Source organism: Paradevosia shaoguanensis (assembly GCF_016801025.1).
In the GTDB taxonomy this organism is placed as follows: domain Bacteria; phylum Pseudomonadota; class Alphaproteobacteria; order Rhizobiales; family Devosiaceae; genus Paradevosia; species Paradevosia shaoguanensis.
Genome location: NZ_CP068983.1, coordinates 1,169,925 through 1,196,393 on the forward strand (window position 1 = coordinate 1,169,925; position 26,469 = coordinate 1,196,393).

Consider the following 26,469-nt stretch of genomic DNA (forward strand, 5'->3'; position numbering starts at 1 on the left):
GTTACTCGGCCGCGCCGGCCAGCGGCACGGCACGCGGCAGGTTGACCACGACGCGATTGCCGCGCGGTTCGCGCTTTTCCATCGAAATGGTACCGCCATGGAGACTGACAAAGGTCCGCACGATGGCAAGGCCCAGTCCCGCGCCGCGCTGCCGGCCAGAAGTCTGGACCGGATCGAGCATGGCGGCCCTGGTCTCGTCGGTCATCGGCGCACCGTCGTCCTCGACGATGAACAGCACACGCTCGCCACGCTCCTCGACGGAAAGGCGGATTTCTCCGCCCGGCTCGGAGAAGCGGGCCGCGTTCGACAGCAGGTTATAGAGCACCTGGACCAGGCGCGTGGAATCGGCCTGGATCGGCGCAATGCCGGTGGGCACGTCGACCACGATATCGAGCGGGCGCTCGCCGCCGATATCGGGGAAAGTTGCTGCGAGGCCCGCGCGCGCTTTTTCGACCACCGCGGGGATATCCACCGCCGCCGGGCGCAGCTCGGCAATGCCGGCATCGACCGTGGCGAGGTCGAGGATGTTGTCGATGAGAACGCCCAGCGTCACGCTCGAAGCGCGGATGTAGTCGGTATAGGCGCGCTGCTTGTCATTGAGCGGCCCCATGTCCTCGGACGAGAGCAGGTCGGCAAAGCCGATAATGTTGGTGAGCGGGGAGCGCAGCTCGTAGGAGACGTTCTGGACGAACGCATCCTTGAGCCGGTCGGCCGTTACCAGCGCGTCGTTGCGCTCCTTGAGCACGCGGCTGTAGTTGGCACTGTCGGTGACGTCCATGAAGGTCATCATGGTCTGGCCGTCCGGCAGGCGCGTTACCGCGTAGTCGACCAGGCACCCGTCGGCACGGGCAATGCGCCCGGTGGTATCTGCCCGCATCGGGTTGAGATCGATGATGCGGCGCTTGAGATCGCGCCAGATGACCGCCCCATCTTCCGGCATCACTTCGCCGCAGGCTTCGGCGATCTGGTCGATATGCGGGTTGGCGCCCAACTGGTTCATCGGCAGCTTCCAGAGCTTGGAAAGCTGTGGGTTGGAGAGCGTCAGGCGCCCATTGGTGCCGAACACAGCCACGCTCTCGGAGAGAGCATTGAGCGTTTCGCGCTGAACGTTGGACAGCGACTTGTTGCGGCTTTCGAGTTCGAGCCGGGCCGTGATGTCCTCGAAGACATAGATGACCCCACCTTTCGGGCCGGCCGGAGCGGCGATGACATGGATCGTGCGCCCGTCCGGCAAGTGCCAGGGCTCGCGCTCGGTCGGCTCGGTGAGCTGGTAGGAGGTGAGGTGCTTGGCCCGCCACTTGTGATAGTCGGGCTCGTTGGGGAGCATCCCCTCGGTGCGGAGACGATCGAGGATCGACCGTTCGTCCATGCCCAGCCGCAGCCATTTCGGGTTGAGATTGAAGAGCTCCGCATAGGCGCCGTTGAACTGCACGAGTTCGCGCGCTGCGTTGAAGATAGCAATGGGCGTGGAGAGCACTTCCATCACCGCGCTCAACTGGCTGACGCCCGGCTCGAAATCGGCATCGACCGGTGTTGCCACCTGCTTGAGCGGCTCGAAATAGCCGGCGCGGCCGCCATTGAGCGGGAATTCGACGAGTTCGTAAGCGCCACCCGCCGTGGGGAACGAAACGGTGCGCGATTGCGGCTTGTCGCCAAGCGCTACGCTATCGGCGAGCTCGGGTATGTCGCCGGTCGGCGCAAAGCGACCCAGCGTCTTGGCGAGGTCGAGATAGGCCGGGTTGGCGTAGGTCAGCTTGTTCTGCCCATCGCGCACGAAGGCCGGGCATGGCAGCAGCGAGAGGATGGCGCGAGCGCTGACGGGATCGGCGAGCACCGTGCGATCTTCGAGTAGCGCTGCGGTCTGGCGTTGCAGGAGCGAGGGGCGCAGACGAACCGCGACCGCGCCACCGAGCACCCAGCCGGTAGCCCGCAATTGCCGGCCGTCGCTGGAGGTGACGCCCAGGTCGAAGCCCTGCCCCTCGACCCGCAGCGCCTCGAGCGCCTTGGCGAGCGTGGCGGCCTCTTCGGGCGCCAGCCAGGAATGGAGATTGAGCACGGTATCGGCCCGGCGGCCGGGTGGCAGGACGGCAGCGGCCTGTCCCAGGAATTTCGGCTCGGTAGCGCCATCGCTCCAGAGTACGGTCAGCTCGCGCGTGCCTGCGAGGAGCGCCTCATATTCGTCGACCAGGGCGCGCAGGCCCGAAATCTGGTCGGAGGTGAGGTCGCGGTTGGCCTTGTTTTCACGGATGACGTTGCGCAGGGCGGCCATGGCGATGAGGGCAAAGGCGCCTGCGCCGATGGCGATAGCCACGGGCAGTGCACCCACGACCATGCCGGCGCTATAGGGCGTGCCGATCTGTGCCAAGGCAGGCGTAGCGGCGCAGATCGCAATAGGGGCGGTGGCGGTGAGCCACAGAGCTCGCTTCACGAATCCCCGACGTTTCCGGAAATATTCCGGCACCATGCCCTACCTCTTCAAAGAACGCTTGCCGATCGCTTCCACGGCCGCAACAACCGGGAAGAACGCCCGCTACTTGCCACGCACGGGAAGTGCGCGCCGTTGGTCCTGACCCATGACCACCGAATCACCCCACCATACCGGGCAGGGGAATCGGGAAAAAGAGTCTTTGGTGCACAGGCTTTGCGAAACGGGGCTTGCCAAGGGTGCGAAGCAGTCAGAGCCGGGCAAGGGTCAGCGGATCGAAGCGCCCATTGCAGAAGGCGTTGATGGCGGTTTCAAAGACCGGCCGGTCGGGGGCGGCGACGGCAAAAAGCGTCATCGATGAACAAAATTTGAGGGCGTCGATTTCCCCGAAAATGTCCTCGGCGCGCAGCCCCAGATGCATGTTGACGAGATTGGTGCACTCGATGAGGCGCGGCCCGAGCACCGGGTGTGACAGATAGTCATTGGCCTGGTCGAGCGAGGCCAGCCCGAACTTGGTCGCCATGACCGAAGTCCCGAGCCCCGCCAGCTGCGGGAAGATGAACCACATCCAATGCGTACGCTTACGCCCGGCCCGTAGCTCAGACCGGACCGTTTCATAGACGGGTTCCTGCGCAACGACGAAATGCTCGAGCATGCTGCCGGCTATCCTGTTGGCACTGCTGGCAGAGTGCATGATCGGGAGAGGATTGTCACCGGGGGTGGGGAAGGATGGCGGGGCATCCCGGAGCAATAGGCCCCGGGTCTTCGCCCGGGGGGAGTGCAGTGGTGGGGGAGGGTTGTGATTGATAGAGGCTCGACGTGCCTCTTTACGCGCTACCCTTCCAATTCTTCCCGCAAAATCTCCAGCTCCAGCCACTGCTCTTCAGCCGCGGCTCGTGCCGTCTCCGCCTTGGTCAGCGCCTGGCTTTTCTTCTCGAATTCCTGGGGCGACTTTGAATAGAGCGCAGGATCGGCCAATGCCTGCTGGAGGGTGGCAATCTCGTTTTCGAGTTTCTTGATTTCACCCGGCAGGGTTTCGAGTGCGTGCTTTTCCTTGAAGGACAGTTTTCGCTTAGCCTGGGGAGTAGCTGCCGGCGCGGCCTCCGTCTTGGGTTTGGCAGCGACCGGCTTGGCTTCGGGCTTGCGCACGCCATAGCCGCGCTGGGCCACCATATCCGAATAGCCACCGGCATATTCGTTCCAGATGCCGTTTCCTTCGGCGACCAGCACGGAGGTCGCAACGCGATCGAGGAAGTCGCGGTCGTGACTGACCACGATCACTGTGCCGGGATAGTCGGCCAGCAATTCCTGCAGCAGGTCGAGTGTTTCGAGGTCGAGGTCGTTGGTGGGTTCGTCGAGCACCAGAACGTTCGAGGGCAGCGCGAGCGCCCGGGCCAGCGTCAGCCGGCCGCGTTCGCCGCCTGAAAGCTTGGAGACCGCCGTACGCGCCTGTTCGGGCGTGAAGAGAAAATCCTTCATGTAGCCCATGACATGCTTGGGCTGGCCATTGATCTGGAGCGTGTCAGAACCGCCCTGGGTCAGCGCTTCGCGTAGCGTCGTTTCAGGCGCCAGGCCCTTGCGGCCCTGGTCGAGCGTGGCGAGTTCAAGGCTCGAGCCCAGCCGGATACGGCCGGAATCGGGTGCGATCTCGCCGGTCATGAGCTTGATGAGCGTGGTCTTGCCCGCTCCGTTCGGCCCGACGATCCCCAGCCGGTCGCCGCGGATGACGCGGGTGGTAAGGTCCTTTACGATTGGCCGACCGCCATAGCTCTTGGAGATGTCCTCGGCATCCACCACCAGGGCTCCTGAGGTCGCGCCTTCCGAGACCGTCATCTTCACTTCGCCGATGGCGCGGCGGGCATCCTTGCGCTCCTGGCGCAGGTTGAAGAGGTTTTCGAGCCGTCGCACATTGCGCTTGCGGCGCGCCGTGACGCCGTAGGTCAGCCAATGCTCCTCGCGCACGATCTGGCGATCGAGCTTGTGGCGAGCCTGTTCCTCTTCCTCCAGCACGCTGTCGCGCCAGGCCTCAAAGCCTGAAAAACCCTGGTTGAGGCGGCGCGTGACGCCGCGGTCGAGCCAGACGGTAGCCTTGGTAAGATCGGCGAGGAACCGGCGGTCGTGGCTGATGAGCACGATGGCCGAACGGAGCGAGGCGATTTCCTCTTCCAGCCATTCGATGGCCGGCAGGTCGAGATGGTTGGTAGGTTCGTCCAGCAGTAGGATATCGGGCTCGGGCGCCAAGACGCGCGCCAACGCCGCGCGGCGGGCTTCGCCGCCGGAGAGGTTCTTCGGCTCTTCCTTGCCGGTGAGGCCGAGCTGTTCGAGCAGGTATTGCGCGCGATAGTGATCGTCGCCTTCCGTCAGGCCCGCTTCGACATAAGCGAGGGTGGAAGCGAAGGCGGAAAGGTCCGGCTCCTGCGGCAGGTAGCGGACGGTGACACCCGGCTGCACGAAGCGCACGCCGCCATCGGCCTCGATCTCGCCGGCGGCGATCTTGAGCAGGGTGGATTTGCCCGAGCCGTTGCGGCCGACCAGTGCGATCTTGTCGCCCGGCGTCACCGAAAGCTCGGCACCATCGAGCAGCAGGGTCGAGCCCAGCGTGAGTTTGATATCCTGAAGCGCAAGGATCGGCGCGGCAGCCATAAGCGAATTCCCTTGAAGTCGGGCTGCATAAAACATGTGGGACGCCCGAGGGCAATGGGCGTGACCGGCCTTCTGCCATGCGTCGGCGAGTCCCCCGAAAAAACCTCTTGAACCTCTAGTGGCTGGAGGTTGTAGGCCAGACTCGACGAGATGGACTTGCCGGAGGCCGCCATGGACGAAAAGCTGGAAACCCGCACGCTCAACTGGCGTGTCGAAGGAATGGATTGCGCAAGCTGCGCGGCCAAGATCCGCACGGCGCTCGAGCGCATGCCCGGCGTATCGGACGTGGCCATAACCCACACCACCGAAAAGCTTTCGCTCAAGCTGACCGAAGGTGGGGCAGCTCCCGAGGCCATCGAGAAGCAGATTTCCCAGCTCGGCTACGCCGCGCGCCCCTTTGCCGGCGCCGCGCCGGTGGCCGAGAAGCACGACCATGATCATGCCGGACACGACCATGCCCACGATCACGGCGCGCATGACCACAGCCACGGCGAGGAGCCGGGCTCTGCGGACAAGGCCTGGTGGCAGACCCGCAAGGGCCAGCTCGTCATTGTCACCGGTGTTCTCTACGCCCTCGCCTGGGTCGCCAAGCTCGCCTTCCCGGACGTCTCCTATTGGGCATTCGTCGTCGCGACGCTCCTGGGCGTAGCGCCGGTGGCCATGCGCGCCTTCCAGGCAGCGCGGGCCGGCTCGCCCTTCACCATCGAAATGCTCATGACCATCGCCGCCACCGGCGCGTTGGTCATCGGCGCGGCCGAGGAAGCAGCGCTCGTCGTCTTCCTCTTCGCGGTCGGCGAAGTGCTCGAAGGCGCCGCCGCCGCGCAGGCGCGCGCTTCTATCAAGGCGCTCGGCGATCTGGTGCCCAAGACCGCGCTCGTTGAAGAAAACGGCCAGACGCAGGAAGTGCAGGCTTCGGCGCTGCGCATCGGGCAGACGGTACTGGTGCGCCCGGGCGACCGTATTCCGGCCGACGGCATCGTGATCTCGGGGCTTTCGGGCGTCGACCAGTCGCCGGTGACCGGAGAATCCGTCCCTGTCATGCGGGGCGAAGGCGACGAGGTCTTTGCCGGGTCAATCAACAAGGAAGCGGCGCTGCGCATTCGGGTCGACAAGGCAGCCGCCGACAATACCATTGCTCGGATCATCAAGCTGGTCGAGGAAGCCAACGAGGCGCGCGCGCCGACGGAGCGCTTCATCGACCGGTTCTCGCGCTGGTACATGCCCGCCATTGTCGGGGTCGCGGTACTCGTCACCATCGTGCCGCCGCTCCTCGGGCTGGGCGATTGGTGGACATGGCTCTATCGCGGCCTCACCCTGCTTCTCATCGGCTGCCCTTGTGCGCTGGTGATCTCAGTGCCCGCCTCCATTGCTTCGGCGCTTGCCGCCGGCGCGCGGCAGGGCCTGCTGCTCAAGGGCGGCGTCGTGATCGAGACGGTTGCCAAGACACGCAAGGTTGCCTTCGACAAGACCGGTACGCTTACGCGTGGTGAGCCCAAGGTGACTAACGTCGTCGCCCTTTCGGGAAGCGAAGACGACGTGCTGCGCCTCGCTGCCGCCGTCGAGGCCGGCTCCAGCCATCCGCTGGCGCAGGCCATCCTGAACCATGCCGGGGACAAAGGCATCACCGTTCCACCCGCTCGTGACGAAGCCGCGCTCGTCGGCAAGGGCGTCGAGGCCACCGTTGAGGGCGCACGCATCTTCGTGGGCACGCGGCGCGACGAAGCGGCGTTGCCTGATGCCCTGCGCCTCGAAGGCGAAGGCAAGACGGTCTCCGCCGTCGTTCGCGACGGCATAGTGTTGGGCCTCATTGCCCTGCGCGACGAACCGCGCGAGGACGCCAAGTCGACCATTGCCGCGCTCAGCGCGATGGATGTCGGCTCGGTCATGCTGACGGGCGACAACGAGCGTACGGCGGCCGCCATTGCCGACACGCTCGGCATGGACTACCGCGCCCAACTCATGCCCGAGGACAAGGTTTCGGCCATCAAGTCGCTGGGCGACGGCGTGATGATGGTCGGCGACGGCATCAACGACGCCCCGGCGCTCGCCGCTGCCGCGACCGGCATCGCCATGGGTTCGGGTACCGACGTGGCGCTCGAAACCGCCGATGGCGCCCTGCTGCGCAGCCGGATTACCGACGTCGTCAACATGATCGGCCTCTCCCGCGCGACGATGAACAATATCAGCCAGAACATCACCGTGGCGCTCGGGCTCAAGGCGATTTTCCTCGTGACGAGCGTGTTCGGGATCACCGGGCTGTGGATCGCGATCCTGGCGGATACGGGTGCGACGGTTCTGGTAACCGCCAATGCGCTACGGCTGCTGGGATGGAAGGGGAAATAGTCGTTCACCTGATGGGAAGCGAGCGCGTTGCACCCTCACCCCTGTCCCCTCCCCGCATGGGGGAGGGAGACGCGCCGGCAGATCCAGTGCTTCACAACAAAAAAGCCCTCGGAGTTTTCCGAGGGCTTTCATTCTTTCCGCAATAGCGGCCGGCTTACGCCGCAGCGCGCTTTCGCGCCAGCCTGGCACGAATGCTCTCAACGTCCGACTTCGGCGTCGCCGCAAAAAGCGTCTTCGTGTAGCTGTGCTGCGGATTGTCGAACACCGCATCGCGGGTGCCGTATTCCACGACTTCGCCCAGATACATCACCATCACCTCATCGGCGATGTAGCGCACGACCGAGAGGTCATGGCTGATGAAGACGTAGGTGAGCCCGAACTCGTCCTGCAAGTCAGCAAGCAGATTCAGGATCTGCGCCTGCACCGAAAGGTCGAGCGCGGAAACCGGCTCGTCCAGCACCAGCAGTTTCGGGTTGAGCATCAGCGCCCGCGCGATGGCGATGCGCTGGCGTTGACCGCCTGAGAACATGTGCGGATAGCGGTTGAAGTGCTCGGGGCCGAGGCCGACCTTGAGCAGCATCTGCATGGCCTTTTCGCGCCGCTCGGCGGCGGGCATGCTGGTATTGATCAGCAGCGGCTCGGCGAGGACGTCGCCGATCTTCTGGCGCGGGTTGAGCGAGCCATAGGGGTTCTGGAAGATGATCTGCACCTTGCGGCGCATCTCCCTGGAGAGCCCCTTGCTGATGTCGACCGGCTGGCCCTCGATCAGCAATTCGCCCGAAGTGGCCGGGTCGATCAGCGTCAGGATGCGGGCAAGGGTGGATTTGCCCGAACCGGATTCGCCCACGATCGCCAGCGTCTTGCCCTTTTCGAGCTTGAAGTTGGCGTCCTTGACGGCGCGGATGATCTTCTCCTTGCGGAAAAGGCCGCCCGACACATGGTAGTTGCGGGTGACGTGGCGGGTTTCGAGAACGATCTCGCTCATCACGCGCTCCCTTCCATATGGAAATCGGACACGGTGGGCAGGCGGTCGCCCGTGGCGTTTTCGGGCAGGGCCGAGAGCAGCGCGCGGGTATAGGCGCTCTTGGGGTTCTCGAAGAGCGTCAGCACGTCGGCCTCTTCCATCTTGCGGCCCTTGTACTGCACCACTACGCGGTCGGCCGTTTCGGCCACCACGCCCATGTCATGGGTGATCATGATGAGTCCCATACCATGCCGCTCCTGGAGCTTCATGAGCAGATCGAGGATCTGCTTCTGGATCGTCACGTCGAGTGCCGTAGTCGGCTCGTCGGCGATGAGGAGCTTGGGATTGCAGGCGATGGCGATGGCGATCATCACGCGCTGGCACTGACCGCCCGACATCTGGTGCGGATAGGCGCCGAGACGCTCGGCGGCATCGTTGATGCCAACCAGGTGCAGCAGTTCGATGGCGCGTTCGCGTCGCTGCTTCTTGCCCAGGTTGGTGTGCTGGCGCAGCGTTTCGGTGATCTGGAAGCCGACCGTGAAGCACGGATTGAGGCTGGCGACCGGCTCTTGGAAGATCATGGCGATGTCCTTGCCGATGATCTTGCGCCGGTCGCTGCCCGACATGGTTAGGAGGTCGCGTCCCTCGAAGGTCATCCTGTCGGCAGTGACGGTGGCGGTATTGGGGAGAAGCCCCATCACCGCCAGCATGGCTACCGACTTGCCCGAGCCGGATTCGCCGACAATGGCGAGCACTTCACGGGAATCGACCGACATGTCGATGCCCTGCACCGCCATGAAGAGGCCGGCGGAGGTATCGAAGCCGACCGAGAGGTTCTTGATTTCAAGCAGAGCCATCTGGGTCAGCTCCGTTTCAGTTTCGGGTCGAGCGCATCGCGCAGGCCGTCGCCGACCAGGTTGATGGCCAGCACCGTGATGAGGATGGCAAGGCCCGGGAAGGTGACGACCCAGGGCGCGCGCATGATGAATTCGCGGGCGGAAGCCAGCATGGTGCCCCATTCGGGCGTGGGCGGCTGCGCACCCATGCCGAGGAAGCCGAGGGCGGCCGCCTCGAGAATGGCGTTCGAGAACGACAGCGTCGCCTGCACGATCAGCGGGGCCAGGCAATTGGGCAGGATCGTCCGCATCATCAGCCGGAAATGGCCGGCGCCCGACACGCGGGACGCCGTCACGTATTCGCGGTTGCTTTCGGCCATCACCGCAGCGCGCGTCAAACGCGCAAAGTGCGGCTGGAGCACGAGAGCGATGGCGATCATGGCGTTGAAGAGCCCCGGCCCCAGGATCGCCACCAGCACGAGGGCCAGCAGCAGTGAGGGGAAGGCGAGGATGATGTCCATGACGCGCATGATGACTACATCCACCCAGCCACGAAAATAGCCGGCGAGGACGCCCAACGTGACGCCCACGACCAGAGCGCCCGTCACGACGAAGAAGCCGATGAAAAGCGAATAGCGGGCGCCGTGGATGAGGCGAGAAAGGATGTCGCGGCCCACCGGATCGGTGCCGAGGAGGAAGGCGGGATTGCCGCCATCCTGCCAGACCGGCGGCACCAGGATGGCGTCGCGATATTGCTGGTCGGGCGAATGGGGGGCGATGAGCGGGGCGAAGATGGCGACCAGGACCAGGAGGATGAACACCACCAGGCCAAGGACCGCGCCCTTGTTCATGGAGAAATAGTGCCAGAACTCGGCAAGGCCGGCCCAGCGGGGATTGGGTTGGTTGGTTTTGGTCGGCGGCGCCTTGGCGGCCGAAGTCGTTGCCGTTTCGGTCATGTCAGCGCACCCTGATTCTCGGATTGATGACGGCATAGAGCACGTCAACGAGGAGATTGACCGCCATCACGATGAGCGCGATGAGCAGCAATCCCGATTGCACGACGACGTAGTCGCGCTTGGAGATGGAATCGATCATCCACTTGCCGACACCCGGCCAGGAGAAGATGGTTTCCGTCAGGATGGCGCCGGCCATGAGCATGCCGACCTGGAGGCCAATCGTGGTGACGACCGGGATGAGGGCATTGCGCAGGGCGTGGACATTGGTGACGCGCGCCGGCGGCAGGCCCTTGGCGCGGGCGGTGCGGATGTAATCCTCACCCAGAACTTCGAGCATGGCCGAACGCGTCTGCCGGGCGATGACCGCCAGGGGAATCGTGCCGAGCACGATGGCCGGCAGGATCAGGTGCCGGAGCGCCGAGACGAAGGCGGGCCAGTTGCCATAGAGCAGGCTGTCGACCGTCATGAAGCCGGTAATGGGCTTGAAGAAGAAGTTGAGCGCGATACGCCCGGAAACCGGGGTCCAGCCCAATGTGCCCGAAAAGAAGATGATGAGGAGCAGGCCCCACCAGAAGATCGGCATCGAATAGCCGGTGAGCGCAATGCCCATCGTGATCTGGTCGAACCAGGAGCCGCGCTTGATGGCCGAGAAGATGCCGGCGGGAATGCCGACGATCACGGCGAACATCATGGCGAAGAAGGCCAGTTCGAGCGTGGCGGGGAATAGGGCCATGAATTCGTTCCACACCGGGCGCTTGGTCGAGAGCGAAACCCCGAAATTGCCGGTGAGGACGTTGCCCAGATATTGCAGGTATTGCTGCCAGATCGGCGCATTATACCCGAATTGTTCCTTGAGGATTTCATAGCGTTCCGGCGTGACGCCGTGCTCGCCGGCCATGGCCAGGATCGGGTCGCCCGGCAGAAGCCGCACAAAGGCAAAGGCACATATCGAGATGCCGATGACGGTGGGCACCAGATAGGCCAGTTTGCGAAGAATGTAGTTCAGCATGCTCTGTTCCAGAGCCTCTTTCCATGGCCCGAAGCCTCACCCCGGTCCATGCCGGGATGAGGCTTGGGACTTGATTGTCGCGCAAAAAGCCAGATGGCGCCAGTTTTCTGGCGCCATCCAAAGGCTTACTCGGTGACGTCCACGCCGTCGAAGCGGTGAATGCCGAGCGGGTCCATCTTGAAGTTCTGGACGCGCTTGTTCATCGGCATGAACACCTTGGAGTGGGCGAGGGTCAGGGCCGGAGCCTGATCCTTGAAGCGAACCTGGGCTTCTTCATAAAGCTTGGTGCGTTCGGCCACGTCGGAAGTGACCTTGGCCTTCTGGATCAGATCTTCGAAGTCCTTGTCACACCAGCTCGAATAGTTCGACACGCCGATGGCCGAGCAGGAGAAGAGGGTGGCAAAGAAGTTGTCCGGATCGCCATTGTCGCCGGTCCAGCCGATCTGGAACGGGCCCTTGCGGTCCTTCTGCTTGCCGCGCTCGCGGTATTCGGTCCATTCGTACGAGACGATGTTGGCCTTGACGCCGACAGCGGCCCAGTCGGCCTGGATCATTTCGGCGACGCGCTGTGCGTTCGGGTTGTAGGGACGCGAGACCGGCATGGCCCACAGGTCCGTGGTCAGCTCGGTGACGCCGGCTTCGGCCAGGAGCTTCTTGGCCAGTTCCGGATCGTACTCGTCGTCCTTCACGTCCTTGTTGTAGGACCACATGGTCGGCGGGATCAGGTTGATGGCAACCTGGCCGGCGCCCTGATAGACCGCGTCGATGATCGCCTTCTTGTTGATGGCGTGGTTGAGAGCCTTGCGGACCTCGACCTTGTCGAACGGCGGCTCGGTCACGTTGTAGGACATGTAACCGATATTGAGGCCTTCCTGCTCGGCGACCACGAGGTTCGTGTCAGCCTGCAGGCCGGCGATATCGGCCGGAGCCGGGTAGGCCATGATATCGCATTCACCGGCCTTGAGCTTCTGAGCGCGCACGCTCGGATCGGTGGTGATGGCGAAGATCAGGTCGTCGATCGGCTGCTTGCCGCCCCAATAGTCGGCGAAAGCCTGGTAGCGGATGGTCGAGTCGATCTGGTAGTCGACGAACTGGAACGGGCCGGTGCCGACCGGCTGGGTCGAGAACGCAGCCATGTTGTTTTCGGCGGCGAGCTTGTCGGCATATTCCTTGGAGACGATCGAAGCGAAGTCCATGCCCAGGTTCGCGATCATCGGAGCATTGGGTTCGTTCAGCACGAACTTGACCGTCAGGTCGTCGACCTTCTGGATTTCCTTGATGTACTTGGGCATGTCCATGCCCTGGAAATAATCCCAGGTCATGCCGGGCAGATAGGCATACCACGGATTGTCCGTCTTCATCTGGCGCTCGAACGAGAAGATCACGTCGTCGGCGTTCAGATCGCGGGTCGGGGTGAAGTAAGACGTGGTGTGGAACTTGACGCCCGGACGGAGGTGGAAGGTGATTTCCTTGCCGTCGGCCGAGGTTTCCCACTTTTCGGCGAGGCCCGGCTGGACGGCGGTGCCGCCATGCTCGAACTCGACGAGGCGGTTGTAGATGGTACGCGAAGAGGCGTCGAAATCGTTACCGCCGGTCAGCGGACCGGGGTCGAAGTGAGCCGGCGAAGCTTCCGAGCAGAACACGAGGGTTTTAGCCTCGGACACGCCAGCCGTGACAGCGACCAGTGCAGTGGCCGCCAGCAGGGTTTTCATCAAACGCATAAGGATCTCCCAATCCTGATATTTGCGCCGCGGACTTTTTTCGATAACCACCGCGGCTTGGCGGCCAACAAAGCGTTTTTTGCCGCAAGGTGCAATGGGTGAGTTTTTCCAATTGGTCAATTTTGCGACGAGTGAATGACTGCCCCGGCGGTAGAGTGTACTCGACCTATCCAGTAAAGCGGTTGCGTGAGCATGAAACAGACTATTGCAACAGTCGCCCTGCTCGTCAGGGACTATGACGAGGCCATCGACTTTTACGTCGGCAAGCTCGGTTTTGCCCTCGCGGCCGATACCGACATGGGTGGCGGCAAGCGCTGGGTGGTCGTTTCACCACGCGGCGGGAGCGGCGCGAATCTGCTGCTGGCCGAGGGCAAGGGCGAGGCGCAACTGGCGGCGATCGGTCGCCAGGCCGGCGGCCGCGTCGGCTTCTTCCTTCACACCGACGATTTCGCCCGCGACCATGCCGCGTTCACCGCAGCCGGCGTCAAGTTCCTCGAGGCGCCACGCCACGAAGTCTATGGCAGCGTGGCGGTGTTCGAGGATCTCTACGGGAACAGGTGGGATCTGCTGGAGCCGAAGGGGTAGCGGCCGCTACCCGTCATTGCTCGCATCGAGCTCTTCGGGCGCAATCCCCTCGTCGGCCGGCGCCACTTCCAGCCCCAGCGCCTTTACCACCGCTCGCGCCAGTTCGCTCACATCGATGAGCCCGACGATCAGCGGTTCGCCGCGCAAAGCAGCCTGGCGGTTCAGTTCGGCGGTGAGGGCGATCTCGACCGCCTCAAGTCCAACGGGCTCAGCCATTGCCTTGTACCGACACTCCCTTGTCATCGAGCCGGATCTCGACGCCCGGCCGGTTCTGCTGCTGGTAGACATAGGCGCCCAGGGCGACCACGACCGCCACAAGCACCGCGATCAATGCGTAAAGGGTAGTTCTGCTCATTAAAGGCCCCGATTCTGACTGTTGGGGACAAACGCCTGAACTTGCTTCTGGTTTCAGAGCTCGTGCGCGGAAGGAAGTGGAAAGTCGGCGAGACGGGTAAAAGCCGCGCCGGCTTCAGGCTGGTGGAACAGCGCCAGCCGGTCGATCTGCAGCGGCTTCATCAGGATCGGAGCGAACCAGTCGGTTGCGAGGTCGGTCAGGGGCGCCTTCCAGGCTTCGGGCAGACGATCGGAGAGCGTCATGTGGAAGCGGAATTGTTCGAGCACGTAGGGGTAGCCGTACTGGTCGAGCAGCGCGACCTGGCGCTCGGACAGCCCCTTGGAGACGCGCGATGCGCGATCATCGGCGGCCATAGGCGCGCGAAAACGCTCGAAGACGGTGACGCAGGTACCGGCGAAATCGGTGAGGCGGTGCGGCTGCGGATCCAGGACCAGGGCCAGGAACCCATCGATGAGCCGCAGCACCGGCTGGCCCACGTCGAACGCGGTGTGGTTGCGCGTGAAATCGGCGAGCGCCTGCTCGAGCTCGGCCCGATCGGTGCCCGGCGCGAGGATCATCGGCGCCTTCATCGTCGCATGGAAGCCGTAGCGGCGCGCCGAAACGGTGAGCGAATCGAGTTCGGCGGCTTCGATGCCGGGCGGACGGTGATCGATAACGCCGGCCGCCGGATCGCGGCCCAGCCACTCGCATCCGAGCCTCCAGAGCGGATCATTGGAGGCGGGGGCATAGTAGATGGCGTAGCGTTCGGTCATGGGTCCAATCCAGCGAGTTGCGCGCCTGCGCTAGAAGACTTTGATGTCACCGATTTGACAACTGGACAATGAGCGCAAAGTCCCGACATGGTGGGGCAATTTTCCAACCCTGGCCCAAAGGCTACCTGGCCCAAGACATGATGGACCGTGCCCTCCTAGAGGATCTATTCAAGGCGGCGGTTGCCGCCGCGCAACCGGGACCCGCCGTCAAGGCCCATCTCCCTCCTAAGCCCAAAGGCCGCACCATCGTCATCGGCGCCGGCAAGGCCTCCGCCCAGATGGCCAAGGCTTTCGATGAGGCATGGGACGGCCCCATCGATGGGCTGGTCGTCACTCGCTATGGCTATGGCGTACCCTGCGAGCGCATCGAGATCGTGGAGGCGGCCCATCCGGTTCCCGACAATGCCGGGTTCCTTGCTGCACGCCGCCTCATGGAGAAGCTCGCCGGGTTATCGGCCGACGATCTCGTCGTGGCGCTGATTTCGGGCGGCGGCTCAGCCCTGCTGCCCGCCCCGGCGCCGGGCCTGACCTTCGAGGACGAGCAGGTGGTCAACCAGGTGCTCCTCGCCTCGGGCGCGCCGATCGGGGTGATGAACGCCATCCGCAACGAACTCTCGCTCATCAAGGGCGGGCGCCTCGCCGCCATGGCCTATCCCGCACGGGTCGTGACGCTGGTGGTGTCGGACGTACCCGGCGACGATCCTGCTCTGGTCGCCTCCGGCCCCACCGTGCCGCTGGCGACGACGCGCGCCATGGTGCGCAAGCTCATCAACGTCTACCGCATCCAACTTCCCCCAGCGGCGCAAGCGCTTCTCGCCTCGGAGCAGAACCTGGCGCCGCGGCCCGACGATCCGCGCCTTGCGCGCAACAGCGTCCGCGTTATCGCTTCGGCCTCGCTGTCGCTGGAAGCGGCGGCGCGCCGCGCGCGACAGGCTGTCATCAACCCGGCCATTCTTTCCGATGCCATGGAAGGCGAGGCGCGCGATGTCGGGCAGGTTCATGCCGCCCTTGCCCGCGAGGTCAAAACGCGCAACCGGCCTTTCACCGCGCCGGTCGCCTTACTCTCGGGCGGGGAGACTACGGTCACCCTTTCGGGCGACGGCCGGGGTGGGCGCAATAGCGAGTTTCTGCTAGCCTTCGGTATCGCCATCGACGGGCTTGAAGGCGTGGCCGCGCTTGCTGCCGATACCGACGGCATCGATGGATCGGAAAGCAATGCCGGCGCTTTCGTGGACGGCACCAGCGCCAACCGCATGCGCGCGGCGGGCATCGACCCGCTGGCAGCCCTGGCCAATAACGACGCCTATTCCGCCTTCGCCGCGATCGGCGACCTGCTCGTCAGCGGGCCGACCGGCACCAATGTCAACGACTTTAGAGCCATCATCGTGCGCTGAAGGAGAGCCAAATGGTCGGTGTGACGGGAATTGGAGGCATCTTCTTCCGCGCCGGCGATCCCAAGGCGCTGGCCGACTGGTACGAGACGCATCTGGGCGTCACCAATCTCTGGCAGCAGCAGCGAGGGCTTACGGTCTTCGCGCCCTTCGAGGCCCGATCTGACTATTTTCCAGCCGATAGGCAATGGATGATCAATTTCCGAGTCGATAACCTCGATGCCCTGCTTGCGGACCTGCGCGCCAAGGGCATTGCCGTTGAAACGCGCGCCGAATGGGACGCGAGCCCGGAGGTCGGCCGCTTCGCGCGGATTGTCGATCCAGAAGGCAACCACATCGAATTGTGGGAGCCCGGAGAGGGCGGCCCCGAATAGCCGCCCCCCGATTGCTCGTTAGCGCGCCGCCCGTCCCTTGCCGATCGGCGGCAGGAACACCGTCAGCAGGCCGAGCAGCGGCAGGTAGGCGCAGAGCCTGAAGACGAATTCGATGCTCGTGCGGTCGGCCACGATGCCAAGCACCGCCGCGCCCACGCCGCCGATACCGAAGGCGAGGCCGAAGAAGAGGCCCGCCACCAGCCCCACCCGGCCCGGCACCAGTTCCTGCGCGAAGACCACGATGGCCGAGAAAGCCGAGGCCAGGATCACGCCGATGATGAAGGTAAGGATCACCGTCCAGGTGAAATCGACGAAGGGCAGCACCAGCGTGAAGGGCAGCGCGCCCAGGATCGAGAACCAGATGGTGAAGCGCGTTCCGAACCGGTCCATCACCGGCCCGCCGGCCACCGTGCCGATAGCGACGGCGCCCAGGAACACGAAGAGCAGTATCTGCGCGTCCTGGACCGACACGCCGAACCGGTCGATGACGTAGAAGGTGTAAAAGCTCGAAATGCTGGTCATGTAGAGGTGCTTGGAGAGCGTCAGCAGCACGAGGATGCCGATGGTGCGGATCACCACCGCCTTGGGCAGCACCAGAGCCGGGGCCAGGGCCTTTCGTCCGGCATTGGCCGCCCGGTGCGCTGCGTACCAGCGGCCGACGCCGTAGAGCACGACCATGCCGACAAGCGCGATGACCGAGAACCAGGAAACGCTCACCTGTCCGCGCGGCAACACGATGAAGGCGGCGAGCAACGGCCCGATGGCCGAGCCGATATTGCCGCCCACCTGGAAGAGCGATTGCGCCAGCCCGTGCCGCCCGCCCGAAGCCAACCGCGCGACGCGCGAGGCCTCCGGGTGGAAGACCGAGGAGCCGAGGCCCACGAAGCTAGCGCCGACCAGCAGCACCCAATAGGAGTGGGCGAAGGCGAGGAAGAGGAGGCCGATGAGCGTGAAGCCCATGCCGACCGCCAGCGAATAGGGCAACGGGCGCTTGTCTGTATAGATGCCGACCACCGGCTGCAGCAGCGAGGCAGTGACCTGGAACACGAAGCCCAGGATGCCGATCTGCGTGAAATCGAGCCCGTAGCCATCCTTGAGCATCGGATAGAGCGCCGGAATAAGCGACTGCATGGTGTCGTTGAGGAGGTGCCCGAGGCTGACAGCCATGATGACGGCGAACGCCGTTTCGCCGGCCTGGCTCTGCGCGGGCGGAACGGCCTGCTGCTGTGCGGGCGCTGTAGTGTCGGCCACGATTGAATACTCCTTGAAACGAGCGCCTTCCTTAGTCCGATTGCATGCGCCCTGCTTTCGTGCTCTGGTCCATTACTTTCGCGAGTGGGCCAATGCGTATCAAACAGGAGATCGATCTCGAGCGACTGCACGCCAACCGGCTCGCCGCCATCGAGGCGTCCTCGGGGCTGATCGTGGCCATACCCGCCCACTACCCGGCCGGCTACCATGTCAAGCCGCACCATCATACCCGGGCGCAATTGCTTTATGCGCGCACGGGCGTGGTCATGGTCACCTCAGTCGTCGGCCGCTGGATGGTACCGCCCGAGCACGCCCTCTGGATACCGCCCGATATCCAGCACTCGGTCGAGATGCTGGCAGGCGTCAATATGCTCTCCATTTATGTGCAGCCCGGCGCCGTTCCCGACCTGCCCGGCGAAATCCGTGTCGTGGCGCTCGACGATCTCACTCGGGCACTGATCGTCGAAGCCGTCGCCTTGCCCTTCGACAGCGAGCCCGATCACCGCGCCCGCCTCGTTACCGCCCTGCTTCTCGACGGCATCCCCCGGCTGCCGGAAGCGCCACTCGGCCTGCCCTTTCCTTCCGAGCCCCGCCTCGCCGCGCTTTGCCGCCGCTTCATTGACAAGCCGTCGCCCCATCTCGTCATCGACGACTGGGCCGACGAGCTTGCCATGAGCCGCCGCACCTTCACCCGCGCCTTCCGGCGCGAAACGGGGCTGAGCCTTTCCACCTGGCGCCAGCAGGCCTGCCTCTTCACCGCCCTGCCCCGGCTGGCGGATGGAGAGGCGGTGACCAGCGTGGCGCTCGATCTCGGCTATGAGAGCGTGGCGGCCTTCACGACGATGTTCAAACGCATGCTCGGCGCTCCGCCGCGGGGGTATTTCGAGGGGAACTGAGTCCCTGCCCCTCCCTAACCCTCCCTACAAGGGGGAGGGTGGGTGTCTTTGGCGAAATAGAGCAGCAAACCCCACCTCCCCCTTGTGAGGAGGGCCAGGGAGGGGGTGAGCCACACGCACCACACCCGATCCAACATTCCCCTTGCATCGTTACACACAGCCTGTTTCATACCCCCGCCTTTCCACGGGAGGATGCTTTGGCAAAACGGAAGATCGCGGTTATCGGCATCGGCAAGATCTCGCAGGATCAGCACCTGCCGGTCATCGACAAGAGCAAGGACTTCGAGCTTGCCGCCTGCGTGTCCACGCGCGGCATCGGTCATGGCGATGTCCCGGTCTTCAAGACTGCCGCCGAGCTCTACCGCGCTATGCCCGAGGTCAACCTCGTCGCCGTCTGCACCCCGCCCTCGGTCCGCCACGCCATCGTTCGCGAGGCGCTGGACTACGGCAAGGACGTGCTGATGGAAAAGCCGCCGACCCCGACCATTTCCGAACTCGACGACCTCAGGGCCTACGCCAGGAAGAAGAACCTCGTGCTCTTCCAGACCTGGCATTCGCGCTACAACGCCGCCGTCGACAAGGCCAAGTCGATCCTCAAGAAGCAGGGCGTGGCGTCCGTCCGCATCGACTGGCGCGAAAGCGTGCGCAAGTGGCATCCGGGCCAGGATTGGGTGTGGGAAGCCGGCGGCTTCGGCGTCTGCGATCCAGGCATCAACGCGCTCTCGATCTTCACCAAGATCATGCCGTTCCCGGTCTTCGTCAAAAGCGCCGTGCTGAAATTCCCGGCCAACCGGCAGAGCCCGGTCGACGCCGAAATCGTCTTCAAGTCCGCCGAGCCGCACCAGCCCGAAATGAGCGCAGGCTTTAACTGGCTCGAGGAGTCGGGCGAGATCTGGACCATCACCATCCAGACGCTCGAGGGCAACGAGCTCAAGCTCGAAAAGGGCGGCACAATCCTCAAGGTCAACGGCAAGACCAAGGTCGAGCAGCCGTCCGAAGAATACGAGCGGATCTACGAGCACTTCGCCGAGCTCCTCAAAAAGGGCAAGAGCGAAGTCGAGGACGCCCCCCTGCGCCTCACCGCCGACGCATTCCTCCTTGCCTCGCGCTATAACGTGGACGAGTTCCACTGGTAGACTGAGACCGGCTCTCCGGCTTAACCTCCCCGGCAGGTTCCGGGGAGGAATTGTCCATGTACGACAACATGAAGGGCTCGACCCACCCGCTGGCGGTCCCCGAGATCGCGGTGATGGCCGTGCCCGATGACGAACGCGTCTGGGTGCCGCAGGCCGAGGGCGTCTGGTTTCGCCCCCTCATGCTCAACACCCGCCAGGGCCAGTGGTGCAATCTCCTGCGCGTCCGCCGCGCCGGCATCCTTTCACGCCACCTCCATCCCTCGCCCGTCCACGGCTACGTCATCAAGGGCCGCTGGCACTATCTCGAACACGATTGGGTGGCCGAAACCGGCTCCTACGTCTTCGAGCCGCCCGGCGAAATCCACACCCTCACCGTCCCCGAGGACTGCGAGGAAATGATCACCTTCTTCAACATTTCCGGCTGCATGATTTATCTTGATGAAGACAACCGTCAGGTCGGGCTGGAAGACGTCTTCACCAAGATCGACATGTGCCGGCGCCACTATGTGAGAGCGGGTCTGGGCGCGGATTATGTGGATCAGTTCGTGCGGTGATTGTGGCAGCCCCGAACTCAAACCCTGACGAGGACACCATGACCGGCACCTGGGCATTGGACTATTTCGACGGCAAGGCCGTTCTCGTTTCCGGCGGCACCTCCGGCATTGGTCTGGCCATAGCCGGTGCCTTCGCCGAGGCCGGCGCAAAGGTCTTCGCGACCGGTGTCGGCAAGGCCGAACTCGAAGCGGCCCGGGTCGAAAGGCCCTTCATCGATTTCGCCGAACTCGACGTCCGCGAAGACCTCGCCATCGACGAATTCGTCAACGGAATCGAAAACCTCGACGTCCTCGTCAATTGCGCCGGCATCATCCGGCGCGGCGACGAGCATGATCCGGACGTCTTCGCCGAAGTCGTCGACGTCAACCTCACCGGCACCATGCGGCTCTGCGCTGCCTGCCGGCCGCTGCTGGCCCGACAGGGCGGCGCCATTCTCAATACGGCTTCCGTGCTCTCTTTTTTCGGAGGCGGTCTCGTGCCGGGCTATTCGGCCTCCAAGGGCGGCATTTCCCAGCTCACCCGGTCGCTGGCCATCGCCTATGCGCCCGAAAACATCCGCGTCAACGCCATCGCTCCAGGCTGGATCGAGACCCCGCTCACCAACGCCCTGCGCGAGGACGAGATCCGCAACAGCGCCATCCTCGGCCGCACGCCGATGGGTCGCTGGGGACGGCCCGACGACCTTACCGGCGCCGCGCTCTTCCTCTGCTCGCCGCTCGCCGGCTTCATCACCGGCGCCATCCTGCCCGTGGACGGGGGCTATCTGTCTGTCTGAGGACGCCGGCGCGGCACGGGCGGCACGATGTCGGCCGGGGTTTTCTGCCCCGCCTCCGTTCGTGGCGCGCAGAAATAGAGGGCCTGCCTGATTGCCTGCAGCGAGCCAGAAAGCGGCAGCCGCGAACTGTTGCCCCGCGAGCCGTCGACCGGCTCGATATAGCCGGTTTCGCCCTGCTCGATCGCTTCGATGATCCCGGCCACATCGCCCTCGAGCCGCGACCCATAGGGCGAAGTATCGGGCACCGCGATCGCCGGAAAATTCTGCCGATCGAAGGTCAATTCCCAGCGCCCGGCCGGGCCGCCCGCACGACTGGTGTGGAGATGAAGCGCCACCGAAAAGTCGTCGGCGCAACGGACCGCCAGGCAGGTAAAGCTTACGTTCGTGCTGTCGACCGTGCAGCCCAGGGCCGCGCGGTCGCCTTCGCCGGCCAGCGGCGAAAAGTGCCAGCCCGGCTCCTCGCCAGAAGCGGCAGCGGCACTCATCAGCACCAGCACCACCCAGGCGAGAAGCTGGCTCGGCATCTTACTTGCCTGCGTCGTTGAGGAGCTTCACGTCCTCAGCCGCCAGCGTCAGCCGCGCGCCTCGCACGAGGCTCTGGAGCTGCGCGGTGGACGTGGCAGAAGCCAGCGGCGCCGCCACGCCCGGCTGTGCCGCCACCCAGGCCAGCGCGATCTCCGGCAACGCCGCGCCGGTGCGCCTGGACACATCGTCCATCGCCGCCAGCACTTTCAGGCCCTTGTCGTTGAAATAGCGCTGCACCGAACCCGACCGCGCCCCGACCAGGTCTTCCGGCTTGCGGTATTTGCCGGAGAGGAACCCGGCCGCGAGTCCGTAATAGGTGATGGCGGAGAGACCGTTCTTGATCAGCAGGTCCTGCACGTCGCCCTCGTATTTGTCGCGGGTGACGAGGTTGTATTCGTTCTGCAGCGTCTCGTAGCGCGGCAGTCCCAGTTCGTCGGCAAGCCTGAGGGCTTCGCCGAGCAGGGCCGTGTCGTAGTTGGAGGCGCCGATATAGCGGACCTTGCCCGCCTTGATCAGCTTGTCATAGGCCGTGAGCGTCTCTTCCTGGGTCACGGTCGGGTCGGGCCAATGGCTCTGGTAGAGGTCGATATAGTCCGTCTGCAGGCGCTTGAGCGAACCCTCGACCGCCTCTGCGATCCACTTGGCCGACAGATCACGCTTGCCCTGGCCCATGTCCGAGCCGACCTTGGTGAAGATCAGGACCTTGTCGCGGTTGCCCCGCGCCTTGAGCCAGCGCCCGATGATCTTTTCCGATTCACTGTCATTGCCCGGCACCCAGCGCGAATAGGCATCGGCGGTGTCGATGGCGGTAAATCCCTCACCCACGAAGGCATCCAGAATGTCGAACGAAGTCTTCTCGTCCGCCGTCCACCCGAACACATTGGTGCCCAGCACCAGAGGGTCAATGAACAGCTCAGAGCGGCCGAGGCGGCGCTTGGTCATAATAGTCTCCGAATAGTCGTGAGGTTGAGGGGAGCCTTTGGAGAGAGGGGCAGGCTAAGCTGGCCGGGTGCAGGTTGCCAAGCCGGGGCGAGGGAAATCCATCGCGAAAATACGATGGAGGATAGAATAGCTGCTGGAGCTTACCCCCCGCGCTTTATCTGGATCGCCGTTCTCGGGCTTTCCCACGAAAACGCCCCGTGGCATTGCGAAACGGGTAGGGGAGTTTAGCTTCTCTTGGCGTTAGGACCGAGATTGACCCAATCCGGCCGGTCGAAGAGCTTTTCCAGTCGATCGGCAATATGCGACAGCTGGCCCAGCTCGACGTAGAGGCCTCCCGAGAGTTTCAGCTCAACCGGCGAGTCGCCGCGCAAAAGGAACTCAACCGCCAGGGTGACGCGGCTGATACCGTCATTACTGGCGTGCCAGACGGAATTCCCTGACGCATCTCTCCAAACTCGCTCGCCCTCCCAGCCACGCCAATCGTCTGCCAGCGCCCTGAAAAATTCGTGAGGCCGGCCGCCGGGAGGAATACAGTAGAGTTCATCCCAGATGCTGGTTGCCCCTGAAGCAGTGCCATTGAGGTAAGTCACGCCGACAACGGTCGTGTCATCCTCCAGGGTCGGCGAAGCGAATATGAGCTTGGCCGTCCCGGCGCCAATGAGCAGCTCCTGCCCCTGCGGCAAGAGCTTGCGGAGTGCGGCAGCGATTGCGTCGAGCTGCCCTGCATCCAGAACGATACCGCCGCGCAACTCGCGGTCGAACTCACGGAAATTGGGCCGCAATGACACGGTCATAAGTACGCGTCCCGTGCCGTCGTGTTTTGCCCGTAGCTTCAGATGGTGGTCGATATCCTCCCACTCCAAAACACCAGGCCACCCTAGCCAGTTGCGAGCCAGTTCTTCGAAGAACGGGGCCAGCGTGGGCCGCATTCCCCCTCCCTCACAGATATCGGTGGAGCCGCTGAAGCCGCCATCGTCAAGGCGCACGAGCAAGCGGGTGAACTCGCTGTTTGTCTCCACCTGTTCAAACCGCAGCTTGCCACCCTCGGTGCCCAACGTGACTTCCATAGCCCCTCCAAATTCCTGCCGGCGAGCCTTACGCCGCCCGCTCGACTTCCTCCGCCAACCTATCCTCGATCACCCGTCCCAAGCATCTGAAATCTCGCGCCAATTCCTGCGCAAAATCTCGCAGCATCGGCCGCTCAAGCACCGATTTCGAGCGCACCACCAGCGCCGTGTCGCGATAAAGTTCCCCGAATTCGGGCGGCGCAATTTCCACTAGCTTGCCCGCAGCAATCCCGTCACGCACCGAGGATTCCAGAAAGTACCCGACGCCCTCGCCGCGCTCGACCAGCCGCAGCGCCGGCTCGACCGGCAGCTCGACGCTCGAGCGCGCCCGGCGGCAGAGGGCCGAGGCCTGGTCGGGCTCGACCTGCCACCAGAACAGCGAAATCACCTGCGGGACGATGGCCAGCACCTCATCGATGTTCGGCGTGGGCCCGAGTTTTCGCGCGACCTCGGCCGAAACCACCAGCGGCGCGCGCTCGCGCATCACCACCAGCGGCTCGAGGTCGAGGCAGAGCGGGTCGATATTGGGCCAGCAGACGATACCCAGTTCCACCTCCCGCTCGTGCAGCATGGCGATGATCTGCGTATGCCTACCCTCGGTCACCACCACGTCGATGCCTGGATAGTTGCGCTGGAAGCGCAGCAGCGGGTCGGTAATCAGCGGGGCGACCAGTGTGCGCAACGAGCCGATCGTCACCCGCCCGCGCTCGACGCGCCGCAAGGCCTCGCGCCCCTCCTGCGCCGTGCCGAGGATGCGGCGCGCATAGGGCAGAAACGTCATGCCCTGGTCGGTCAGCGTCACCTGCCGCCCGCGATTGAAGAGCGTGACGCCCAGAAGATCCTCGAGCGCGCGCATGCGCATCGAGACCGTCGCCTGCGTCACGTTGAGCGCAGCCGCGGCCCTGGTGAAACTGAGGTCGCGCGCGATGCGATCGAAAGTCCTGAGCTGGTCGAGGTCCATGGATAAGCCTCTCTTATGCCTGCCGCCGCTATCCGGCGATTGCAGCAGATTAGCATCGCATATCTTGATGCAAAATCGGCGCAGCGCGCAAAGCCCCCGTGCGGGCTGTGCATGAGCTGGCTTTCCGAGCCTTTACACCTCATAAACCATCTTTGCGGCGGCCTTTCTTTCCTGCTATCAGCGCGCCATGACCGTGCCGCTCAAAAATATCCGCAATTTCTCCATCGTCGCCCATATCGACCATGGCAAATCGACACTCGCCGACCGCCTGATCCAGATGACGGGCGGGCTGGATGCGCGCGAGATGAAGGAGCAGGTGCTCGATTCGATGGATATCGAGCGCGAGCGCGGCATCACCATCAAGGCGCAGACCGTGCGCCTCAAGTACAAGGCCAAGGATGGCGAGGACTATGTCCTCAACCTCATCGACACGCCGGGCCACGTCGACTTCGCCTATGAAGTCTCGCGCTCTATGGCTGCCGTCGAGGGGTCGCTCCTCGTCGTGGACGCCTCCCAGGGCGTCGAGGCGCAGACCCTGGCCAATGTCTATCACGCGCTCGACGCCAACCACGAGATCGTGCCGGTCCTCAACAAGGTGGACCTGCCGGCGGCCGACATTCCGCGCGTAAAGCAGCAGATCGAGGACGTCATCGGCATCGATGCCTCCGATGCGCTCGAAATCTCGGCCAAGACGGGCCTCGGCATCGATACGGTGCTCGAGGCCATCGTCACCCGCCTACCGGCGCCCAAAGGCGACGTCAATGCGCCACTCAAGGCGCTGCTCGTCGATTCCTGGTATGACGCGTATCTGGGCGTCGTGGTGCTCATCCGCGTCATCGACGGCACGGTCAAGAAGGGCCAGAAGATCCGCATGATGGCCTCGGGCGCGGTTTACGAGCTCGACAAGGTCGGCGTGTTCACGCCCAAGCTCATCGAAGTGCCCGAGCTCGGGCCAGGCGAATTGGGCATGTTCACCGCTTCCATCAAGGAAGTGGCCGATACCAATGTCGGCGACACCATCACCGATGACCGCAAGCCCACCGCCGAACCGCTGCCCGGTTTCCGTCCGGCCCAGCCGGTGGTGTTCTGCGGCCTCTTCCCGGTGGATGCCTCGGACTTCGACGAGTTGCGCGCTGCCATGGGCAAGCTGCGCCTCAACGACGCCTCGTTCTCCTACGAAATGGAAACCTCGGCCGCGCTCGGCTTCGGCTTCCGCTGCGGCTTCCTGGGTCTCCTGCATCTCGAAATCATCCAGGAGCGCCTTTCCAGAGAGTTCGACCTCGACCTCATCGCCACGGCCCCGTCCGTGGTCTACGAGATCGAGATGAATGACGGCGAGATGATCCATCTCCACAATCCGGCCGACCTGCCGGACGTGATGAAGATCAAGGAAATCCGCGAGCCCTGGATCAAGGCGACGATCCTGACGCCCGATGAATATCTGGGCGCGATCCTAAAGCTCTGCCAGGACCGGCGCGGCGTGCAGCGCAACCTCTCCTATGTGGGCAATCGCGCCATGGTCGAATACGACCTGCCGCTCAACGAAGTGGTGTTCGATTTCTACGACCGGCTGAAGTCGATCTCGCGCGGCTATGCGAGCTTTGACTACAACCTCGCCGATTACCGTGTGGGCGACCTGGTCAAGCTCTCGATCCTGGTCAATGCCGAGCCCGTGGATGCCCTCTCGATGCTGGTGCACCGCTCCGCCGCGGAAACGCGCGGCCGCGTGATGTGCGAAAAGCTCAAGGAGCTGATCCCGCCGCACCTCTTCGTCATTCCGATCCAGGCCGCCATCGGCGGCAAGATCATCGCCCGCGAAACCGTCCGTGCCATGCGCAAGGACGTGACCGCCAAGTGCTATGGCGGCGACGCCACGCGCAAGCGCAAGCTGCTCGAAAAGCAGAAAGCCGGCAAGAAGCGCATGCGCCAGTTCGGCAGCGTGGAAATTCCGCAGGAAGCCTTCATCAAGGCGCTGAAGATGGGGGATGAGTGAGGGCTCCAGCCCTC

The 26,469-nt window shown here is 64.0% G+C and carries 25 protein-coding genes; 9 read left to right on the forward strand and 16 right to left on the reverse strand.

The window, feature by feature from the left end:
- Position 1 precedes the first annotated feature (1 nt).
- The 3 genes from JNE37_RS05350 to JNE37_RS05360 all read right to left on the reverse strand — a co-directional run bounded on the left by JNE37_RS05350 (position 2) and on the right by JNE37_RS05360 (position 5,068).
- Entirely contained in the window at positions 2 to 2,428 is a 2,427-nt protein-coding gene (locus JNE37_RS05350; protein ID WP_182398413.1) for a sensor histidine kinase, read from the reverse strand.
- A 247-nt stretch (positions 2,429 to 2,675) separates the two neighbouring features.
- Entirely contained in the window at positions 2,676 to 3,080 is a 405-nt protein-coding gene (locus JNE37_RS05355) for a DUF1810 domain-containing protein (protein WP_035090606.1), read from the reverse strand.
- Positions 3,081 to 3,259: 179 nt separating this feature from the next.
- The gene (locus tag JNE37_RS05360) at positions 3,260 to 5,068 is read right to left on the reverse strand and encodes an ABC-F family ATP-binding cassette domain-containing protein (protein ID WP_035090609.1); all 1,809 of its coding nucleotides are present in this window, start codon (positions 5,066 to 5,068) and stop codon (positions 3,260 to 3,262) included.
- A 171-nt stretch (positions 5,069 to 5,239) separates the two neighbouring features.
- Between JNE37_RS05360 and JNE37_RS05365 the strand changes: the two genes are divergently transcribed.
- Complete coding sequence (locus JNE37_RS05365; protein WP_035090683.1) at positions 5,240 to 7,411, forward strand: heavy metal translocating P-type ATPase; 2,172 nt, start codon at positions 5,240 to 5,242, stop codon at positions 7,409 to 7,411.
- Positions 7,412 to 7,565: 154 nt separating this feature from the next.
- On the opposite strand, the gene JNE37_RS05370 is transcribed toward JNE37_RS05365, so the two are convergent.
- The 5 genes from JNE37_RS05370 to JNE37_RS05390 all read right to left on the reverse strand — a co-directional run bounded on the left by JNE37_RS05370 (position 7,566) and on the right by JNE37_RS05390 (position 12,897).
- Positions 7,566 to 8,396 carry an ABC transporter ATP-binding protein gene (locus JNE37_RS05370; protein WP_203065567.1) on the reverse strand — a complete coding sequence of 277 codons (831 nt, stop codon included), beginning with the start codon at positions 8,394 to 8,396 and terminating at the stop codon, positions 7,566 to 7,568.
- Entirely contained in the window at positions 8,396 to 9,232 is an 837-nt protein-coding gene (locus tag JNE37_RS05375; RefSeq protein ID WP_052015248.1) for an ABC transporter ATP-binding protein, read from the reverse strand. Before JNE37_RS05375 ends, JNE37_RS05370 begins: the two co-directional genes overlap by 1 nt.
- A 5-nt stretch (positions 9,233 to 9,237) precedes the next feature.
- Positions 9,238 to 10,167 carry an ABC transporter permease subunit gene (locus JNE37_RS05380; protein ID WP_035032931.1) on the reverse strand — a complete coding sequence of 310 codons (930 nt, stop codon included), beginning with the start codon at positions 10,165 to 10,167 and terminating at the stop codon, positions 9,238 to 9,240.
- A 1-nt stretch (position 10,168) separates the two neighbouring features.
- On the reverse strand, positions 10,169 to 11,176 hold the full coding sequence (locus JNE37_RS05385; RefSeq protein ID WP_035032933.1) for an ABC transporter permease subunit: 1,008 nt from the start codon (positions 11,174 to 11,176) through the stop codon (positions 10,169 to 10,171).
- A gap of 125 nt (positions 11,177 to 11,301) precedes the next feature.
- Positions 11,302 to 12,897 carry an ABC transporter substrate-binding protein gene (locus JNE37_RS05390; RefSeq protein WP_035032936.1) on the reverse strand — a complete coding sequence of 532 codons (1,596 nt, stop codon included), beginning with the start codon at positions 12,895 to 12,897 and terminating at the stop codon, positions 11,302 to 11,304.
- 192 nt (positions 12,898 to 13,089) lie between these two features.
- On the opposite strand from JNE37_RS05390, the gene JNE37_RS05395 reads away from it, so the two are divergent.
- Positions 13,090 to 13,482 carry a VOC family protein gene (locus JNE37_RS05395; RefSeq protein WP_203065568.1) on the forward strand — a complete coding sequence of 131 codons (393 nt, stop codon included), beginning with the start codon at positions 13,090 to 13,092 and terminating at the stop codon, positions 13,480 to 13,482.
- Positions 13,483 to 13,488: 6 nt separating this feature from the next.
- Here JNE37_RS05395 and JNE37_RS05400 read toward each other — a convergent pair whose 3' ends face one another.
- Genes JNE37_RS05400 through JNE37_RS05410 form a run of 3 tightly spaced genes read right to left on the reverse strand, consistent with a single transcriptional unit; the run spans position 13,489 to position 14,589 of the window.
- Positions 13,489 to 13,698 carry a hypothetical protein gene (locus tag JNE37_RS05400; protein ID WP_035032942.1) on the reverse strand — a complete coding sequence of 70 codons (210 nt, stop codon included), beginning with the start codon at positions 13,696 to 13,698 and terminating at the stop codon, positions 13,489 to 13,491.
- The gene (locus JNE37_RS05405) at positions 13,691 to 13,837 is read right to left on the reverse strand and encodes a hypothetical protein (protein WP_035032945.1); all 147 of its coding nucleotides are present in this window, start codon (positions 13,835 to 13,837) and stop codon (positions 13,691 to 13,693) included. The genes JNE37_RS05400 and JNE37_RS05405 overlap by 8 nt, the downstream gene beginning before the upstream one ends.
- Positions 13,838 to 13,890: 53 nt before the next feature.
- Positions 13,891 to 14,589: a DUF1045 domain-containing protein gene (locus JNE37_RS05410; protein ID WP_203065569.1), complete on the reverse strand. Its 699-nt coding sequence runs from the start codon at positions 14,587 to 14,589 to the stop codon at positions 13,891 to 13,893.
- Between the two features lie 137 nt (positions 14,590 to 14,726).
- On the opposite strand from JNE37_RS05410, the gene JNE37_RS05415 reads away from it, so the two are divergent.
- The gene (locus JNE37_RS05415; RefSeq protein ID WP_203065570.1) at positions 14,727 to 15,983 is read left to right on the forward strand and encodes a glycerate kinase type-2 family protein; all 1,257 of its coding nucleotides are present in this window, start codon (positions 14,727 to 14,729) and stop codon (positions 15,981 to 15,983) included.
- 11 nt (positions 15,984 to 15,994) lie between these two features.
- The gene (locus JNE37_RS05420) at positions 15,995 to 16,354 is read left to right on the forward strand and encodes a VOC family protein (RefSeq protein WP_203065571.1); all 360 of its coding nucleotides are present in this window, start codon (positions 15,995 to 15,997) and stop codon (positions 16,352 to 16,354) included.
- A gap of 18 nt (positions 16,355 to 16,372) precedes the next feature.
- Here the strand turns inward: JNE37_RS05420 and JNE37_RS05425 are convergent, their stop codons facing one another.
- Positions 16,373 to 17,521, reverse strand: coding sequence for an MFS transporter (locus JNE37_RS05425; RefSeq protein ID WP_182400435.1), 1,149 nt, complete (start codon positions 17,519 to 17,521; stop codon positions 16,373 to 16,375).
- 176 nt (positions 17,522 to 17,697) lie between these two features.
- Here JNE37_RS05425 and JNE37_RS05430 point away from each other — a divergent pair, with 176 nt between their 5' ends.
- The 4 genes from JNE37_RS05430 (at position 17,698) to JNE37_RS05445 (ending at position 20,967) form a co-directional block, all read left to right on the forward strand.
- A complete protein-coding gene (locus JNE37_RS05430; RefSeq protein WP_203065572.1) occupies positions 17,698 to 18,501 on the forward strand; it encodes an AraC family transcriptional regulator in 804 nt (267 codons plus the stop codon).
- Between the two features lie 197 nt (positions 18,502 to 18,698).
- Positions 18,699 to 19,637: a Gfo/Idh/MocA family protein gene (locus JNE37_RS05435; protein WP_203065573.1), complete on the forward strand. Its 939-nt coding sequence runs from the start codon at positions 18,699 to 18,701 to the stop codon at positions 19,635 to 19,637.
- Positions 19,638 to 19,693: 56 nt separating this feature from the next.
- Positions 19,694 to 20,191, forward strand: coding sequence for a 2,4'-dihydroxyacetophenone dioxygenase family protein (locus tag JNE37_RS05440; RefSeq protein WP_246513530.1), 498 nt, complete (start codon positions 19,694 to 19,696; stop codon positions 20,189 to 20,191).
- Positions 20,192 to 20,229: 38 nt separating this feature from the next.
- Positions 20,230 to 20,967 carry an SDR family NAD(P)-dependent oxidoreductase gene (locus tag JNE37_RS05445; protein ID WP_203065574.1) on the forward strand — a complete coding sequence of 246 codons (738 nt, stop codon included), beginning with the start codon at positions 20,230 to 20,232 and terminating at the stop codon, positions 20,965 to 20,967.
- Here JNE37_RS05445 and JNE37_RS05450 read toward each other — a convergent pair.
- The 4 genes from JNE37_RS05450 to JNE37_RS05465 all read right to left on the reverse strand — a co-directional run bounded on the left by JNE37_RS05450 (position 20,952) and on the right by JNE37_RS05465 (position 24,462).
- Positions 20,952 to 21,491: a hypothetical protein gene (locus tag JNE37_RS05450; RefSeq protein WP_203065575.1), complete on the reverse strand. Its 540-nt coding sequence runs from the start codon at positions 21,489 to 21,491 to the stop codon at positions 20,952 to 20,954. The genes JNE37_RS05445 and JNE37_RS05450 overlap by 16 nt on opposite strands.
- A 1-nt stretch (position 21,492) precedes the next feature.
- Positions 21,493 to 22,434, reverse strand: coding sequence for an aldo/keto reductase (locus JNE37_RS05455; RefSeq protein ID WP_203065576.1), 942 nt, complete (start codon positions 22,432 to 22,434; stop codon positions 21,493 to 21,495).
- 224 nt (positions 22,435 to 22,658) lie between these two features.
- Complete coding sequence (locus JNE37_RS05460; RefSeq protein WP_203065577.1) at positions 22,659 to 23,501, reverse strand: DUF6228 family protein; 843 nt, start codon at positions 23,499 to 23,501, stop codon at positions 22,659 to 22,661.
- A 28-nt stretch (positions 23,502 to 23,529) separates the two neighbouring features.
- Complete coding sequence (locus JNE37_RS05465) at positions 23,530 to 24,462, reverse strand: LysR family transcriptional regulator (protein WP_203065578.1); 933 nt, start codon at positions 24,460 to 24,462, stop codon at positions 23,530 to 23,532.
- Positions 24,463 to 24,649: 187 nt separating this feature from the next.
- On the opposite strand from JNE37_RS05465, the gene lepA reads away from it, so the two are divergent.
- Entirely contained in the window at positions 24,650 to 26,455 is a 1,806-nt protein-coding gene (gene lepA / locus JNE37_RS05470) for a translation elongation factor 4 (RefSeq protein ID WP_035032977.1), read from the forward strand.
- Positions 26,456 to 26,469: the final 14 nt, after the last annotated feature.